The 14,955-nt window shown below is 71.7% G+C and carries 14 protein-coding genes; 9 read left to right on the top strand and 5 right to left on the bottom strand.

Translation table 11 applies throughout. The features are described from left to right. The first annotated feature begins 9 nt into the window (after window positions 1–9). Window positions 10–822 (top strand): MaoC/PaaZ C-terminal domain-containing protein, encoded by an 813-nt coding sequence (locus QOZ88_RS04385; RefSeq protein ID WP_305998568.1) that lies wholly within the window; start codon window positions 10–12, stop codon window positions 820–822. 57 nt (window positions 823–879) lie between these two features. On the opposite strand, the gene QOZ88_RS04380 is transcribed toward QOZ88_RS04385, so the two are convergent. Continuing rightward, the gene (locus QOZ88_RS04380; RefSeq protein ID WP_305998567.1) at window positions 880–1,647 is read right to left on the bottom strand and encodes an SDR family oxidoreductase; all 768 of its coding nucleotides are present in this window, start codon (window positions 1,645–1,647) and stop codon (window positions 880–882) included. Between the two features lie 254 nt (window positions 1,648–1,901). Here QOZ88_RS04380 and QOZ88_RS04375 point away from each other — a divergent pair, with 254 nt between their 5' ends. From QOZ88_RS04375 to QOZ88_RS04350, 6 genes are all read left to right on the top strand, one after another. Then, window positions 1,902–2,855 (top strand): ABC transporter permease, encoded by a 954-nt coding sequence (locus QOZ88_RS04375; protein ID WP_305998566.1) that lies wholly within the window; start codon window positions 1,902–1,904, stop codon window positions 2,853–2,855. Beyond that, window positions 2,848–3,942 (top strand): ABC transporter permease, encoded by a 1,095-nt coding sequence (locus QOZ88_RS04370; protein ID WP_305998565.1) that lies wholly within the window; start codon window positions 2,848–2,850, stop codon window positions 3,940–3,942. Before QOZ88_RS04375 ends, QOZ88_RS04370 begins: the two co-directional genes overlap by 8 nt. A gap of 8 nt (window positions 3,943–3,950) precedes the next feature. Beyond that, window positions 3,951–5,000 carry an ABC transporter ATP-binding protein gene (locus QOZ88_RS04365; protein WP_305998564.1) on the top strand — a complete coding sequence of 350 codons (1,050 nt, stop codon included), beginning with the start codon at window positions 3,951–3,953 and terminating at the stop codon, window positions 4,998–5,000. Window positions 5,001–5,068: 68 nt separating this feature from the next. Next, window positions 5,069–6,007: an ABC transporter ATP-binding protein gene (locus tag QOZ88_RS04360; RefSeq protein ID WP_305998563.1), complete on the top strand. Its 939-nt coding sequence runs from the start codon at window positions 5,069–5,071 to the stop codon at window positions 6,005–6,007. Between the two features lie 255 nt (window positions 6,008–6,262). Further along, window positions 6,263–7,876, top strand: a complete 1,614-nt coding sequence (locus QOZ88_RS04355; RefSeq protein ID WP_305998562.1) for an ABC transporter substrate-binding protein — start codon at window positions 6,263–6,265, stop codon at window positions 7,874–7,876. Between the two features lie 328 nt (window positions 7,877–8,204). Next, a complete protein-coding gene (locus tag QOZ88_RS04350) occupies window positions 8,205–8,552 on the top strand; it encodes a hypothetical protein (RefSeq protein WP_305998561.1) in 348 nt (115 codons plus the stop codon). Window positions 8,553–8,735: 183 nt separating this feature from the next. Here QOZ88_RS04350 and QOZ88_RS04345 read toward each other — a convergent pair whose 3' ends face one another. Then, a complete protein-coding gene (locus QOZ88_RS04345; RefSeq protein WP_305998560.1) occupies window positions 8,736–9,416 on the bottom strand; it encodes a TetR/AcrR family transcriptional regulator in 681 nt (226 codons plus the stop codon). A gap of 178 nt (window positions 9,417–9,594) precedes the next feature. Between QOZ88_RS04345 and QOZ88_RS04340 the strand changes: the two genes are divergently transcribed. Next, on the top strand, window positions 9,595–10,911 hold the full coding sequence (locus QOZ88_RS04340; RefSeq protein ID WP_305998559.1) for an MBL fold metallo-hydrolase: 1,317 nt from the start codon (window positions 9,595–9,597) through the stop codon (window positions 10,909–10,911). Next, window positions 10,908–13,076, top strand: coding sequence for an arylsulfatase (locus QOZ88_RS04335; protein ID WP_305998558.1), 2,169 nt, complete (start codon window positions 10,908–10,910; stop codon window positions 13,074–13,076). Before QOZ88_RS04340 ends, QOZ88_RS04335 begins: the two co-directional genes overlap by 4 nt. A gap of 39 nt (window positions 13,077–13,115) precedes the next feature. Here the strand turns inward: QOZ88_RS04335 and QOZ88_RS04330 are convergent, their stop codons facing one another. Genes QOZ88_RS04330 through QOZ88_RS04320 form a run of 3 tightly spaced genes read right to left on the bottom strand, consistent with a single transcriptional unit; the run spans window position 13,116 to window position 14,796 of the window. Further along, the gene (locus QOZ88_RS04330; protein WP_305998557.1) at window positions 13,116–14,123 is read right to left on the bottom strand and encodes a formylglycine-generating enzyme family protein; all 1,008 of its coding nucleotides are present in this window, start codon (window positions 14,121–14,123) and stop codon (window positions 13,116–13,118) included. Then, window positions 14,120–14,440, bottom strand: a complete 321-nt coding sequence (locus QOZ88_RS04325) for a DUF202 domain-containing protein (RefSeq protein ID WP_305998556.1) — start codon at window positions 14,438–14,440, stop codon at window positions 14,120–14,122. The genes QOZ88_RS04330 and QOZ88_RS04325 overlap by 4 nt, the downstream gene beginning before the upstream one ends. Then, window positions 14,437–14,796 (bottom strand): YidH family protein, encoded by a 360-nt coding sequence (locus QOZ88_RS04320; protein WP_091929809.1) that lies wholly within the window; start codon window positions 14,794–14,796, stop codon window positions 14,437–14,439. Before QOZ88_RS04320 ends, QOZ88_RS04325 begins: the two co-directional genes overlap by 4 nt. Window positions 14,797–14,955 lie beyond the last annotated feature (159 nt).

Genomic DNA, 14,955 nt, shown 5'->3' with positions numbered 1-14,955 from the left:
AGGGGTCCAGTGACGGTGGCACACGCACGCACGGCAGGGGAGTGGCAGGGTGCGGACCTCGGCACCCGCACGGCGTCCTACGACGAGCGGGACGCGATCCTGTACGCCCTCGCCGTAGGGGCAGCTCCCGACGAGCTGGACCTGGTGTTCGAGGAGCGGCTGCGGGTGCTGCCGACCTTCGCGCTGACCCTGGCCCAGTGGGCGCCGGACGCCCTCGGCGACCAGGGCGCCTTCGACGTCCGCACCGCGGTGCACGGCAGCCAGCGGCTGCAGGTTCTGAGGCCACTGCCTCGTGCGGGTCGCCTGGAGCTGGCCGCCCGGGTCGGCGAGGTGTGGGACAAGGGATCGGCGGCGGTGTTCGAGGTGGTGGTGGAGAGTGACGCCTTCGTCGCGACCTGGTCGTTGTTCGCCCCTGGCTGCGGCGGTTTCGGCGGTGAGCGGGGCCCGTCGAGCCCGAAGCGGCCCGAGGCGCAACCGGGCCTGCGAGCCGAGGTGCGCACCGCGCCGAACCAGGCCGCGCTCTACCGGTTGCTCGGGGACCGGCACCACATGCACATCGATCCGGACGCCGCCCAGGCCGCAGGGCAGCCGCGGCCCTTCCTGCACGGGCTGTGCACGCTGGCGGCGACCACGCTGGAGCTGGCCCGCTCGGTGGGCGCGCACCCGGCCGAGCTCGTCGAGCTGGACGGCCGGTTCAGCGCACCGGTCTTCCCCGGGGACCGCCTGGGGGTGACCGCCTGGCCGGACGGTCGGACCGCGTCGTTCGAGGTCACCGACGGCGGACGCCCGGTGATCTCCGGCGGCCGCGTCCGGTTCGGCTGATCACCCGGTCGCCGTACCGGCGGTCTGACGGCCGGGACGGCGACCGGGTGGTGCCGGTCAGGAGCGCGTGGCGAGGTACCGGGCCGGCAGCTCGCCACCACCGTGCACGGCGAGATCCGACCCGGTCACGTAGCCGGCCAGATCACTGGCGAGGTACAGGCAGCTCCGCGCGATGTCGGCCGGCACGGCCATGCGCTGCATCGGGATGACCGCGGCCACCGCGGCGCCGCCGTCCTCGCCGTAGACCGACGCCGCGGCCTCGGTGCGGATCAAGCCGGTGGTGATGTGGTTGACGCGGACCTTCGGCGCCCATTCCAGGGCCAGCGCCCGGGTCAGCGCGAGCAGTCCGGCCTTCGCTGCGGTGTAGGCCGCCGTCCCGGGCTGGGGATCGTGCGCCGAGACGCTACCGATGTTGACGATCGCGCCACCGGACTCCTGCTCCTGCATGATCGCGTTGGCCGCCTGCGCGACGTAGAAGGGTGCGAGCAGGTTGAGCGCGACGATCTTCTCGACGAACCTGGGGGAGACGGTCGCGGCAGGTGCGTCGGGCGAGCCGCCGGCGTTGTTCACCAGGACGTCGAGCCGGCCGAACCGGTCGACGGTGGTCCGCACGAGCGCGGTGGCCTGGGCTGCCTCGCGGACGTCGGTGGGGACGAAGACGGCCTCGTGCCCCCCGCCCTGCGGTGGTCGTTCGGGCTCGGTGCGCCCGCACACCACCACGTCGGCGCCTGCCGCCAGGAAGGTCTCGGCGATCTCGCGGCCGATTCCCTTCGTGCCGCCGGTGACCAGCACCGTCCGTCCCGAGAAGTCCAGCCCAGTGCTCATGCCCGTCCTCGTCGTCGATGGCCCGTCGAAGGCTAGGCAGTGCACGGGGGGACGGGCGTCGGCTTCTCGCTCAGCGGAACGCCCACCACGGCCGGGCTCACGCCGACCACGATCTCGACCGGCGCCCCAGCCGCACCTGGCAGGCGTCGTACCGATCAGTGGGATGGATCACGCCGGCGGTCGCGGAGGTGCTTTCCTTTGCCCCCGGGCGCAGAGCCCGTCCGCACCCGGCGAGGTGGAAGAGAGGAGGCGCGATGGGCCGCACCCTGCTGAAGCGAGTGGGCGAGCTCGCGGCGGTGCTGCTGATCGTCAGCTTCGGCACGTTCATGCTCGTGTCGCTGCTACCCAACGATCCGGCGGTGACGATCCTCGGGGAGGGGCGCGAACCGGCCGAGTACGCCGAGGTCCGGGAGGACCTGGGGCTGAACGACCCGCTGCCGGTGCGCTACCTCGACTGGCTCGGCTCGGCGGCCACCGGTGACCTCGGCGAGACGGTCGTGCCGCCGTACACCGACGTGCTGGACAGGATCGCCGCCGCGCTACCGGTCAGCGTGGAGCTCGCCGTGCTCGGTATGGGGATGGCGCTGCTCTTCTCGATCCCGCTGGCGATGTGGTCGGCCTACCGCGCCGGTGGACGGGTCGACCGGGTGATCAGCGCCGGTGCCTTCGGCGTGCTCTCGGTGCCCAGCTTCCTGGCCGGCCTGCTGATCATCATGGTGTTCGCCAACCAGCTGGGCTGGTTCCCGCGGGCGCAGTGGGTGCGGATCAGCGAGAGCCTCGGGGACAACCTGTACCACGCCTTCCTGCCGGCGCTGGTGATCGCGCTGGCCGAGACGGCGCTGTTCACCCGCATCCTCCGCAACGATCTGATCACCACGCTGCAGGAGGACTTCATCCTCGCCGCCAAGGCCAAGGGCATGTCGGCGCGGCACATCATGCTCAGCGATGCCCTGCGCCCGTCGTCCTTCTCCATGATCACGTTGCTGGGGATCAGTCTCGGGCGGCTGATCGGCAGCACCGTCATCGTCGAGTACCTGTTCGCCCTCCCGGGCATGGGGTCGCTCGTCATCGGTGCCGCCAACACCGGCGACTTCACCATGGTGCAGGGAGCGGTCCTGGTGATCGCGGTGATCTACGTGCTCACCAACCTGCTGATCGACCTCTCCTACGGCGTTCTCGACCCACGGATCAGGCGGGCTCATGTCTGAGATGACCCAGGTGTCCACTCCTCCTGCCTACGGCCAGGCGGTGGATGCAGCTGTCGCCCCTGCACCGGTGCGCGACCCCCGCCGCTCCCGGTCGTTGTGGGCGGGCGTTGTTCTCACCGCGCTCGGCATCGTGACGGTCGCGATCGGCGTCGCCGGGCTGAGAGGTGCCAACGGCTGGCTGCAGCTGGCCGTCGTGGTCGCCGGTCTGGCCCTCACGCACGTCGGGGCCGGCCGGTTGCTCCGCCACCGTTTCGGGGCCGGTTTCGACCTCACCTCCTGGCTCTCCGCCATCTGGCTGGTGCTCCTGGTCCTGGCCGCGCTGCTCGCACCGGTGCTGCCGCTGGGAGAGCACGAGGACATCGCGAGCACCCTGAGTGCGCCGGTCTTCGCGCGGCCGGATCTATTGTCGGAGTACCCCCTCGGCACCAACAACTTCGGCCTCGACCTGCTCGCCCGGGTCCTCTACGGTGCCCGCGCATCCCTGGTCGTGGCGCTGGGAGCCGTCGCGATGGGGCTGGTGATCGGCGCGGCGCTGGGGATCGTCTCGGGCTTCTTCCGCAAGACCACCGACGCGGTGATCGGCATCTTCACCAACTCGCTGCTCGCGGTGCCACCGCTGATCCTGCTGATCGCGCTGGCCACGGTCCTGGAGCCGAGCCTGCGCAACCTGGCGTTCGCGCTGTCGTTGCTGGCCCTGCCGAGCATCGTCCGCATGGCGCGGGCGAGCACGCTGACGTTCGTGCAACGGGAGTTCGTCCTCGCGGCCCGGGCGATGGGGGCGAGCCGGCTGCGGATCATGACCCGCGAGCTGCTGCCCAACGTGATGCTCCCGCTGCTCTCCTACGCGATGGTCATGATCTCGGTGCTGATCGTCGCCGAGGCGTCGCTGAGCTTCCTGGGTCTGGGGATCCAGCCCCCGGATCCGTCCTGGGGCAACATGATCGCCGAGGGCGAGGGCAACGCCTTCGAGGAACATCCGCACATCGTCCTCGTGCCGGGCGTCGTGCTGTTCCTGACCGTCTTCTCGTTGAACCTGCTCGGGGAGAAGGCGCGCAAGCGCTTCGACCCGCGCCAGGCGAAGCTCTAGGGAGTGCCATGAGCTCCAGTTCCGCTGCGCTCCAGGAGAGGTCCGGCGCCGAACGGGAAACGCCGGTGCTCGTCGTGGACGACCTCCGGACGCAGATCCACACGCCGCACGGCGACGTGCAGGCCGTCGACGGCATCTCCTTCACCCTCGGTCGCGGCGAGACCCTGGGGGTCGTCGGCGAGTCCGGCTCCGGGAAGTCGGTGCTCGGGCGCACGATCATGGGGCTGTACACCACCGGCCCCACCATGACGGTGACGGGACGGGTGCTGATCGCCGGCAAGGACGTGCACGCGCTGAGCGCGTCCGAGCTGCGCGACCTCTGGGGCGGTGACGTCGGCATGGTGTTCCAGGACCCGATGACCGCGCTCAACCCGGTCAAGAAGGTCGGCGTGCACCTGACCGAGAGCCTGCGCAAGCGCCGCGGGATGAACCGGCCGCAGGCGAAGGCGCGCGCCGCGGAGCTGCTGGCCCTCGTCGGCATCCCCGAGCCGCGGCGCCGGCTCGATCAGTATCCTCATGAGCTCTCCGGTGGCATGCGGCAGCGGGTGGTGATCGCGATGGCGCTGGCCAACGAGCCGGCGCTGCTGATCGCCGACGAGCCGACCACGGCACTCGACGTCACCGTGCAGAGGCAGATCCTGGACCTGCTCGCGCGGCTGCAGGACGAACTGGGCATGGCGATCATGCTGATCAGCCACAACCTCGGGGTCGTCGCCGGCCGGGCCGACCGGGTGGCGGTGATGTACGCCGGCCGGGTGGTGGAGACGGCGGACGCGGCGGCGTTGTTCGATGCGCCGCACCACCCCTACACCGAGGCGCTGCTCGAAGCCATCCCGCGGCTGCACCAGCCACCGCACGTGCGACTGGCGGCGATCGACGGCTCCCCGCCGAACATGGTGGCTCCGCCGGTCGGCTGCCGCTTCGCCCCCCGGTGCCGTTACGCGCAGCCCGACTGCACCGAGGCGCCGCCGTCGCTGGACCCCGCCACGGTGAACGGCGCGGTCACCCCCGGACACGCTTTTGCCTGTTACCACCCCGTCAACGCAGGAGGGCAGTGATGGCTGGGAGCGGAGTCGCGCACCTGCGACCGGAGGCCGACCAGGTTCTCGCGGTCGAGGAGCTCGTCGTGCAGTTCCCGGCCAAGGGCGGGCATACGGTGCATGCGGTCTCAGGCATCAGCTTCGACGTGCTCGACGGTGAGACGCTGGGGATCCTGGGCGAATCCGGCTGCGGCAAGTCCAGTGCCGGCCGCGCCCTTATGCAGTTGCCGCCGCCGACCTCCGGGTCGGTGCGTCTCGGGGACGACGAGCTGACCGGACTCACGGCGCAGACCGTCCGGGAGCGACGAGCCCGGATGCAGATGATCTTCCAGGACCCGGTCTCGTCGCTCAACCCCCGCCGCAAGGTCAAGGATCTGGTGGCCGAGGGGCCCAGGATCTGGGGCAAGGAGGCCACCCGGGAGCAGATCGAGGCGGTGCTGCGCGCGGTGGGGCTCGATCCGGCGGTGGTGTGGGAGCGCCGGCCGCACGAGCTCTCCGGCGGGCAGTGCCAGAGGCTCTGCATCGCCCGGGCGCTGATGCTCGATCCGCAGGTGCTGATCTGCGACGAGCCGGTGTCGAGTCTCGACGTCTCGGTGCAGGCCCAGATCCTCAACCTGCTCGAGGACACCAAAAAGCGCTACGGCCTGAGCATGGTGTTCATCGCGCACGACCTTGCCGTCGTCAAGAACATCAGCGACCGCATCATGATCATGTATCTGGGCAAGGTGTGCGAGGTGCTGCCCGCCGCCAGTCTGGCCGAGCACGCGATGCATCCCTACACGCGGCTGCTCCTGGAGTCGGTGCCGGAGGCCACCGCCTCGGAGGCTGCGACCGGCGGGGAGCAGCAGCGGGCCGGCGGCGAGCTGCCCTCGCCGCTGAACCCGCCCAGCGGCTGCCGGTTCCGCACCCGCTGCCCGCTGGTCACCGAGGAGTGCGCGGCGGTCGAGCCACAGCTGCGCGAGGTCGGCGAAGGGCACTACCTCGCCTGCCACAACTCCGGCCCCGGCGCCTTCCCGGCGGCCTGAACCGCCGCAGGTCGCAGCTCCTCCTCCCCTCGCTCGCGGTGCCCCGGCCGACCCGGCCGGGGCACCGCTGTGCGTGGAGCGTCCCGAGTGGGAGCACCTGGCGGCGGTCTCCTCGGCATCCGCCGCCCGATGCTCATCTGTGATTCCACTCACCGAGACGGGACCCGGTCCCTGCTCTCCGCGTTGCTTCGCTGATGCAGTCAGCCACCCGGGCATCCGATCGGTGGCGCGTGACCGTCCTGTTGGAGGAGCTCCGTGACAAGAACACTGCTGTCCGCGCGTCTGGTCGCCACCTTCGGCGCCGGTGCTCTCGTGCTGTCCGCCTGCGGTGGCGGCGGAGGTGCACCATCCGGCTCCGCGAGCGGGGAGACGCCCGAGCCCACCACCGGGATCATCGGCGGTCAGGAGGACTGTGACAACCCCGTCGAGGGTGGCACGCTCACCCTGGCTGATTTCTCCGAGGCTCGCAGCCTCAACCCCACCCAGACGATCGCGAGCGCCTTCGCGGGTGGTACCGCGCTGGCGGCCGTCTACGACGTCCTGGTGCGGTACAACCCGGAGACCCAGGAGTTCGAGCCGCACCTGGCCGAGGACGTGACCTCCAACGAGGACTTCACCGAGTGGACGGTCACCCTGCCCGAGGGAGTCACGTTCAGCGACGGCACGCCGCTGAACGCCCAGGCCGTCGTCGACAGCGCGAACTGGTACCTGACCAACCGCGGGTTCGAGGCCGCGGTCATCGGCCCTCACCTGGACGGCATCCGGGCGGAGGGCGACAACACGGTCGTCTTCGACCTCTCGACGCCGTGGGCCACGTTCCCGGCGTTGCTCGGCCAAGGGATCGGCATGATCGTCGCGCCGGCGGCCATCTCGGGGCCGGAGTTCCAGCCCATCGGTGCCGGACCGTTCACGTTGGACCGCTACGCCCCGCAGGAAGAGCTCGTGCTCGACGCTCGGGACGACTACTGGGGCGGTGACCCGTACCTCGACCAGCTGCGGTTCGTCTGGCTCGGCAACGACGACGCCCGGTTCGAGACGCTCGAGGCCGAGGGCGCCGACGTCACGGTGCTGCGGGATCCCGGCGTGGTCCAGGAGGCGCGGGACGCGGGGTACTCGGGCTACTCGACGGTGCAGAGTCTCGGCAACATCATCATGGTCAACAACGCCGAGGGCCGGCCGGGCGCCGACCCCAGGGTGCGGCAGGCCCTCGCCCTCGCCGTCGACCCCAGCGTCCTCAACGAGCGGGTGTTCGGCGGTGTGGACATCGCGAGCAAGGCGCTGTTCTCCGACCTCTCGCGCTGGCACGCCGAGGACGTCGAGATCACGCCCCTCGACGTCGAGCAGGCGCGCGCGCTCGTCGACGAGGCCAAGGCCGATGGGTTCGACGGCACCATCCGGTACCTCGGTAACGCCTCTCCGGGGGGTCGGGACCAGGCGCTGGCGCTGCAGGCGATGCTGGAGAACGCCGGCTTCACGGTGGAGACGGAGCTGCTGCAGTCGACCGCGGACATCATCCAGCGGGTCTTCGTCTCCCGGGACTACGACCTGTCCCAAGCGGGTCTGTCGATCACGGAGGAGGACCCGTTCCAGCGGCTGTACAGCAGCTTCCACAGCGAGTCCCTGTCCAGCGCCAGCGGGTACGCCAACCCGGAGATGGACGCGCTGATCACCGAGCTCCAGGGGACCGAGGGGGACGAGCGCCAGGACGTCCTCACCCGCATCGAGGAGCTCTTCCAGGAGACCATGCCGGTGGTGTCACTGTCCCCGGTCACTCCCTTCTTCCCCTGGCAGGACGACGTGCACGGCGTCGAGCCGACGATCGACGGCATGCTCCTGTTCGGGGACGCCTGGATCGGTGAGTGCTCCTGACGTCGGCCCGGGCCGGGGCACGGCACCGGGTCAGAGAGCCGGAGCTGAGGGCTCTGCCTGAAACCCGGCGCTAGGGTTTCCTTCAGCACAGGCGGTTGTCCACTGTTGTGGGCAACCGCCTGTGCCGTCGGGCCACGAGAACTCACTGCCCTGACTTCCACGTCGATGACGAGCGCACCCGGCCGTGGTGGGTGACGGGCGCGGGGCCAGGTCCTGCTCCCGCACCGAGACATCGGAATCGGTCTCAGGAGCTCGGCGACCGCCGAGCAGGGGCCCCGCGTGCGCGGGCGACCCGGCCAGCCGCAATCAGGCGTCGGCGGTGCAGGCCATGCCGGAGAACGTCGGCTTCACGGTGGAGCCCCAGTCGCTGCAGGCGATCGCCGACCGGATCCTGCGGACGTTCGTCACCCGGGACTACGACGTCGCCCAGGCGGCGCTCTCGGCCTCCGAGGAGGACCCGTTCCAGCGGCTGTACACCAGCCTGCACAGCGCCTCGGCCGCGAATGCGCTCGGCTACGCGGACCCGGAGCTGATCATCGAGCTGCAGGTCACGGCCGGAGAGGGCCGCCCCGAGGTGGTCAGCCGGACAAGGAGCACTTCCAGGAGACGGCGCCCCTCCTGTCCTTCGCCCCCTCGGTGCCCTTCGTGTCGCGGCAGGAGGACGACCACGGGGTGACCCCGATCAACGAGGGCATGCTGAGCTTCGACAACACCTGGATCGGGGAGTGCTGACGCCGGTGTGACCGGATCGGCGCTCGACGGCGCGGGCCGTCGCAGGTGTCTGCCCGCGGCCGGCCCGCTGCGTCCGGTTGCGCCGACCGGCCTGTCCGGTTCGCGCACGCGCGAGCCACCCGCCACGTCAGCGTGGTGGGAGCGCCCCGTCCCCGACCGGCGCGGTCATGAGCGCCACAAGGGTGGCCACGAGCTCGCCGACCACCTGCTCGGTCGGCGCGGCTCGGTCGTCCCCGGAGGCGAGCTGCCGCTCCTGCTCCGCCAGGATGCGGAAGGCGATGAGGGCGGCCCACTGGCTGCGCCGGCGAAAGGTTGCCGCCGACTGCGAGGGGCACAGCGCCCGCAGTCGCCCGCGCATCCAGCGCAGTGCAGGCTGGTCGGTGCCGGAGGACTCCGCGTTGCGCACGAACGTCGGGTGGTCCATCAGGCTGGCCAGAAAGCGCAGGTAATACGTCCGCTCTCCGCCGGCGCCGATGGTCTCCGCGAGCGGGCGGACCAAGAGGTGGAGCAGGGACGCCGGGGTGAGCCGCTCCCCGGTGGCCTGGAGCTCGGTGACCAACTCCAGCCGCCGTGCGTCGATCAGCGGTGAGCGAGCGGCGATGACGGCCTCGATCAGCCCCTCCTTGGACCCGAAGTGGTACTGGGCGACGGAGTTGTTGCGCTGACCGGCGGCCGCCCCGACCATGCGGAGCGAGACAGCTTCGATCCCGTACTCGGCGAACAGCCGCTCCGCGACGTCGACCATCCGGGCACGGGTGGTGGCGCCCGCGCCCTCGACGGGCGCACGGGTCAGCGGGTCAGCGGCCACGGCGCCAGGCTAACCCGAGCGACCCGCGACCTCCTTGGGCATGCCGGATCCAGCGCGCGCAGTCGGAGGACGTTTCCCGGCGTGTTCGGCCCGAGGCGCGACCGCCTTTGCTTGACCGGCTAAGCCACGTGTCTTAACGTGCGCAGTAAGACGCGTGTCTCAAACAAGGGAGAATCTCGTGGCCGTCACGTTTCCGGAGAACCAGAGGGCGTCTGCGCGCGCCGCGTTCGGCCTCTTCAATCCCGAGCAGGGGCGGCGGATCTTCTCGCGCGCCCACGGCTCGGGCCACGAGCCGATCGTGCTGGAGGCCACCCCCCGCACCTGGTACATCCAGCCGGGCATGGTCAACGTCGCGCTGTTCGAGACCGACGAGGGTCTGTTGTTGGTCGACGCCGGGTGCGCCGGGGACGGGCCGGCACTGCTGCAGGCGGTGCGGTCGGTCAGCGACAAGCCGCTGCACACCGTCGTCTACACCCACGGGCACAGCGACCACGCCTTCGGGCTCTGGGCCTTCCTGGAGGCCGGCGAGACGCCGCGCGTCGTCGCGCACGAGAACGTGGTCGCGCACTTCGAGCGCTACATCAAGACCGCAGGGCTCAACGCCCGCATCAACGGCCAGCTGCCCGGGCCCGACGGCAAGCGCTGGGCCAGCGAGCGCGAGGACTTCGTCTGGCCGACCGAGGTCTTCTCCGACACGCTGGAGCTCACCCTCGGCGGCGAGCGGTTCGTCCTCCGGCACGGCAAGGGCGAGACCGACGACGCGACGTGGCTGTGGGCGCCCGAGCGCGGCGTGTTGGCCGCCGGCGACCTCGTCACCGGCTACCTGCCCAACGCCGGCAACCCCAAGAAGGTGCAGCGTTACGCCGAGGAGTGGGCCGACGCCGCCGAGGAGATGGCGGCACTGCGCCCCGAGGTGATCATCCCGGGCCACGGCGAGCTGGTCACCGGTGCCGATGCCATCGTCGACGAGCTGCAGGCGATGGCCCGCTACCTGCGGCACATCGTCGACCACGCGCTGCGCGGCATGAACGCCGGACTGCTGGCCGACGAGATCGTGGAGACCCTCACCATCCCCGAGGAGCTCGCCGCGCACCCGCGGCTGCCGGCGGTCTACGACCAGCCCGAGTTCATCTGCCGCAACGTGATCCGCCGGTACGCAGGCTGGTGGGACGGCTACCCGTCCTCGCTCCTCCCGGCGCCCCGCCCGCAGCAGGCCCAGGAGATCGCCCACCTGGCCGGTGGCGTCGGCGCGCTGGTCGACCGTGCCTGGAGCCTCGCCGACGAGGACCTGCGGCTGGCCTGCCACGTCGCCGAGTGGGCCTTCCTCGCCGACCGGGACGACCCCCGCGCGCAGGACTGCTACGAGCAGATCCTGGAGCGTCGGGCCGCTCTCGAGACCGGTCTCATGGCTCAGGTCAACCTCCGCGTCAGCCGGTACTGGGTCGAGGCGGCCCGGTCGGCAGGCGCGGCTGCGGCGACGTCGGGCGCTCGGTGAGCACCCGCCCGAACGTCGTCGTCGTCCTGCTCGACGACGTCGGCTTCGGCGCACCTGCCACCTTCGGCGGGCCGGTCGAGACACCGGTGCTGGATGCGCTGGCGGGGGAGGGGCTGCGCTACAACCACTTCCACACCACGGCCATCTGCTCACCGACCCGTGCGGCGCTGCTCACCGGCCGCGACGCGCACGCCGCGGGCGTCGGCACGGTGCTCAACAGTGCCAACACCAATCCCGGGTACGAGGGCGTCCTGCGGCCGGAGACCGCGACCGTGGCCACCGTGCTCAAGCAGGCCGGATACAGCACGGCGGCCTTCGGCAAGTGGCACCTCGGCCCGCCGTGGGAGTCGTCCCAGGTGGGGCCGTTCGACCGGTGGCCGACCGGGCAGGGCTTCGAGCGGTTCTACGGATTCCTCGGCGGGGAGACCGACCAGTACGCGCCGACGCTGTACGAAGGCACGACGCCGGTTCCGCCGCCGGACCGCGAGGACTACCACCTGACCGAGGACCTCGCCGAGCAGGCGGCGTCCTGGATGCACATGCAGCACGCGATGACCCCCGACCGGCCCTTCTTCCTCTACTTCGCACCCGGGGCCACGCACGCACCGCTGCAGGTGCCGGGCCCGTGGAGCGAGAAGTACCGGGGGCGCTTCGGCGCCGGGTGGGACGTCGTCCGGGAGGAGACACTCGCCCGCCAGAAGGAGCTGGGGGTGGTGCCACCGGACACCGAGCTGACCCCGCGCCCCGACGCGCTGCCGGCCTGGGAGTCCCTCGGCCCGGACGAGCGGGCCGTGGCCGAGCGGCTCATGGAGGTCTACGCCGGCTTCCTCGAGCACACCGACGTGCAGATCGGAAAGCTGGTCGATGCGCTGAAGGACAGCGACCGGTTCGACGACACGCTGTTCGTCTACGTCGTCGGCGACAACGGGAGCAGCGCAGAGGGCGGTCCGCCCGGCAGCGTCAACTACATGGGTGCCCTGCAGGGCATCCCGGAGCCGGCCGCCGGCCTGGTGCAGCGCCTGGACGAGATCGGCGGCCCGGACAGCTACCCGCAGTACCCCGCCGACTGGGCGTGGGCCATGACCGCGCCCTTCCAGTGGGTCAAGCAGGTCGCCTCGCACCTGGGGGGCACCCGCAACCCCATGGTGCTGAGCTATCCCGCGCGGATCGCCGACCGGGGCGGGCTGCGCAGCCAGTTCGCCCACGTCAACGACATCGCGCCCACCATCCTCGAGATCGCCGGGACGACCCTGCCGGAGCAGGTCCACGGCGTGGCCCAGCTGCCGATGGACGGCACCAGTCTCGCCTACTCGTGGGACGACGCCGCCGCGGCCGAGCGGCACCGCACCCAGTACTTCGAGGTGTACGGGCACCGCTCGATCTACTCCGACGGCTGGATGGCCTCGGCCTACCACGGCGGGCTGCCGTGGGGCGTGGGGCGGCCGGGCGAGGAGCGTTCCTTCGACGAGGACGTGTGGGAGCTCTACCACCTCGACACGGACTTCAGCCAGGCCCGGGACGTCGCCGCGGCCGAGCCGGAGAAGCTGGCCGAGCTGCAGCAGCTGTTCCTCCACGAGGCCGGGCGGGTCGGCATCCTGCCACTGCACGACGCGCGGGTGCGGACGGCCCTGTCGCGGATGCCGAACCTGAGCGCCGGCCGGAAGTCCTTCACCTTCCATCCCGGCACGGTGGGTGTCCCGGAGTCGAACGCGCCTCGCCTGGTCGGTCGCTCCTGGACCATGCGGGCCCGGCTGCGCCGGACGGGCGAGGAGCCGGTGCGCGGCGTCATCGCCTCGATGGGTGGGCGGGCCGCCGGGCTGGCGTTCTACCTCGACGACGTCGGCCGGGCGGCGTTCCACCTGCGCACCTTCGACGTCGCCACGCTGTCGCTGCAGGGCGAGGACCCGGTGGGTCCCGGCGAGCACGAGCTGGAGGTCGATTTCCGGTACGACGGCGGTGGGTGGGCGCGCGGGGCCGAGGTGGTGCTCTGCCTCGACGGCGCAGAGATCGCGCGTGGACGGATCGCGGTGACCCCGCCCGTGATCTTCTCCATCGACGAGACCTTCGACATCGGGCTGAGCACCGGATCCCCGGCGGGCCCCTACCGATCGCCCAACGCCTTCACCGGCGGGCGGCTGGAGCGGGTCGACGTGGAGCTGGCCTGAGTGACGCCTGACCGCGCCCCGGTACGTGCCCGGGCGTGGTCAGGCGTCGTTGGCGCAGCGGAATCCGATGTTGGATGCCGACGAGTCGGGGGTGTTGCTGGACCGGGCCGCCACCCGGTAGCGGTTGCAGTAGGAGTCGTGGCACAGGAACGACCCGCCGCGCAGCACTCGCGCGGCGCCCCTCTCCGGGCCCCGCGGATCCCGCAGAGGGGAATGCTGGTAGTAGCTGGGGTCGAACCAGTCCGCGCACCACTCCCACACGTTGCCCGACATGTTCCACAACCCGAATGCGTTGGGGCGGTAGCTCTTCGCCGGCGCGGTGGCGGCGTGGCCGTCCTCGGCGGTGTTGCGCGTCGGGAACGTGCCCTGCCAGATGTTGCACATCCACCGGCCGCGGGGCCGTAGCTCGTCGCCCCAGACGTAGCGCCGTCCCTTCGCGCCGCCCCGGGCGGCGTACTCCCACTCGGCCTCCGTGGGCAGCCGCTTGCCGGCCCACCGGCAGTAGGCCTGCGCGTCCTCGTGGGAGACGTGGACGACGGGGTGGTGGGGCATCCGGTCGATGCCGGAGAGCGGCCCGAACGGGTGTCGCCAGTCGGCTCCCCGCACGGCCAGCCACCAGGGTGCGTCGGTGACGCGACCGAGCACGTCGCGCGGTGCGGCCTGGAGGGTGCCGTGGAAAATGGCAGAGGAGCCGAATCGCTCGGCGTCGGTGACGTGCCCGGTGGCACGGACGAAGGTGGCGAACGCGGCGTTGGTGACCGTGGTCGCGTCCATCGCGAACGGCGGCAGCAGGATCTCGTGCACCGGGGTCTCGCCGTCGGCGGGGTAGCCCTCGCCGAAGGCGTCGCCCATCGCGAAGCGGCCACCGGGCAGCCGCACCTGCCCGTTCGTGCGACGCTCACCGGCGGCCGGCCGGAAGGGCTCGGGGGCGACCGACTCGGCGGCCGGCCGATCGGGCCGCGGACCGCCACTGCAGCACGGATTGCCCCGGTCGGCCGCCGCCGGGCCGGTGCCGGGCAGGTCCGGCTCCCCGGGCCTGCCGGTCACCGGAGCCACACGGCTGTCGCCTCGGTCAGCGCGAGCACCGCGGTGGCGAGGGTGAGAGCCAGGGGAGCCCGACCGTCGCGCGAGCGGGACCGGCGGCGCAACCCGGCATCGTGGGCGTAGCGGCCACGGCTCTCCAGGAAGACCCAGGCCGCGAGCGGCACTGCGGCGCCCATGCTGGCCAGCGACGCCAGGCCCAGCGCGTCGGCCGTGAACCGGGTCAGCAGGGCGGAGGCCGCGATCAGCGCCAGCGCGGTCCGCTGCCAGGCCAGGGCCGTTCGTTCATTGCCCCGCCCCGGATCCGGGACGACGCCCGTCACCGGGCAGCCACGAGCAGGAGTGCGCCGCAGACCACGATGCCGGCGACGAGGACGGCTCCCATCAGGGAGGAGGGCAGCGGTGTGCCGTGCCGCATGGCCCGCTCCGCCCTCGCCCAGCGGAACCAGGAGGCCACCGCGGACACCAGGGCAAGCAGCACCAGCAGCAGGGCCAGTGGCCGCTGGAGCGCGTCGGACATGGGGAGATCGAGTGCATCCAGCGCCACGCCGCCGGCGATCAGCGCCAGTGCCGTCCGCAGCCAGGCGAGCAGGGTCCGCTCGTTGGCGAAGCTGACCCGGGGGTCTGGCTCCTCGCCGATCCCGTACACCCACCCGGGCCAGCGTCGATCGCCGCTCATACCGTCCTCACCAGCGTCGCCGGATGCGAGGCTCGGCCCGGCTCTGCGACCAGCCTGGCAGGACCCTCGGGACCGATTCGGGCCGGTCCCGGAGACCGGGATCGTCCGGAAGGGCCGGGCGCGACCCTTCTACGCTCCGCCTCCAGCGGGCCGACGAGT

The sequence above is a fragment of the Blastococcus carthaginiensis genome, from assembly GCF_030731085.1.
Classification (GTDB): domain Bacteria; phylum Actinomycetota; class Actinomycetes; order Mycobacteriales; family Geodermatophilaceae; genus Blastococcus; species Blastococcus carthaginiensis.
This window is presented reverse-complemented; position numbering and strand designations above follow the sequence as displayed.

Coding starts and splice junctions, on each gene's coding strand:
- QOZ88_RS04380 (WP_305998567.1), bottom strand. CDS start 1,647: ATGAGCACTGGGCTGGACTTCTCGGGACGGACGGTGCTGGTCACCGGC.
- QOZ88_RS04375 (WP_305998566.1), top strand. CDS start 1,902: ATGGGCCGCACCCTGCTGAAGCGAGTGGGCGAGCTCGCGGCGGTGCTG.
- QOZ88_RS04370 (WP_305998565.1), top strand. CDS start 2,848: ATGTCTGAGATGACCCAGGTGTCCACTCCTCCTGCCTACGGCCAGGCG.
- QOZ88_RS04365 (WP_305998564.1), top strand. CDS start 3,951: ATGAGCTCCAGTTCCGCTGCGCTCCAGGAGAGGTCCGGCGCCGAACGG.
- QOZ88_RS04350 (WP_305998561.1), top strand. CDS start 8,205: ATGCCGGAGAACGTCGGCTTCACGGTGGAGCCCCAGTCGCTGCAGGCG.
- QOZ88_RS04320 (WP_091929809.1), bottom strand. CDS start 14,796: ATGAGCGGCGATCGACGCTGGCCCGGGTGGGTGTACGGGATCGGCGAG.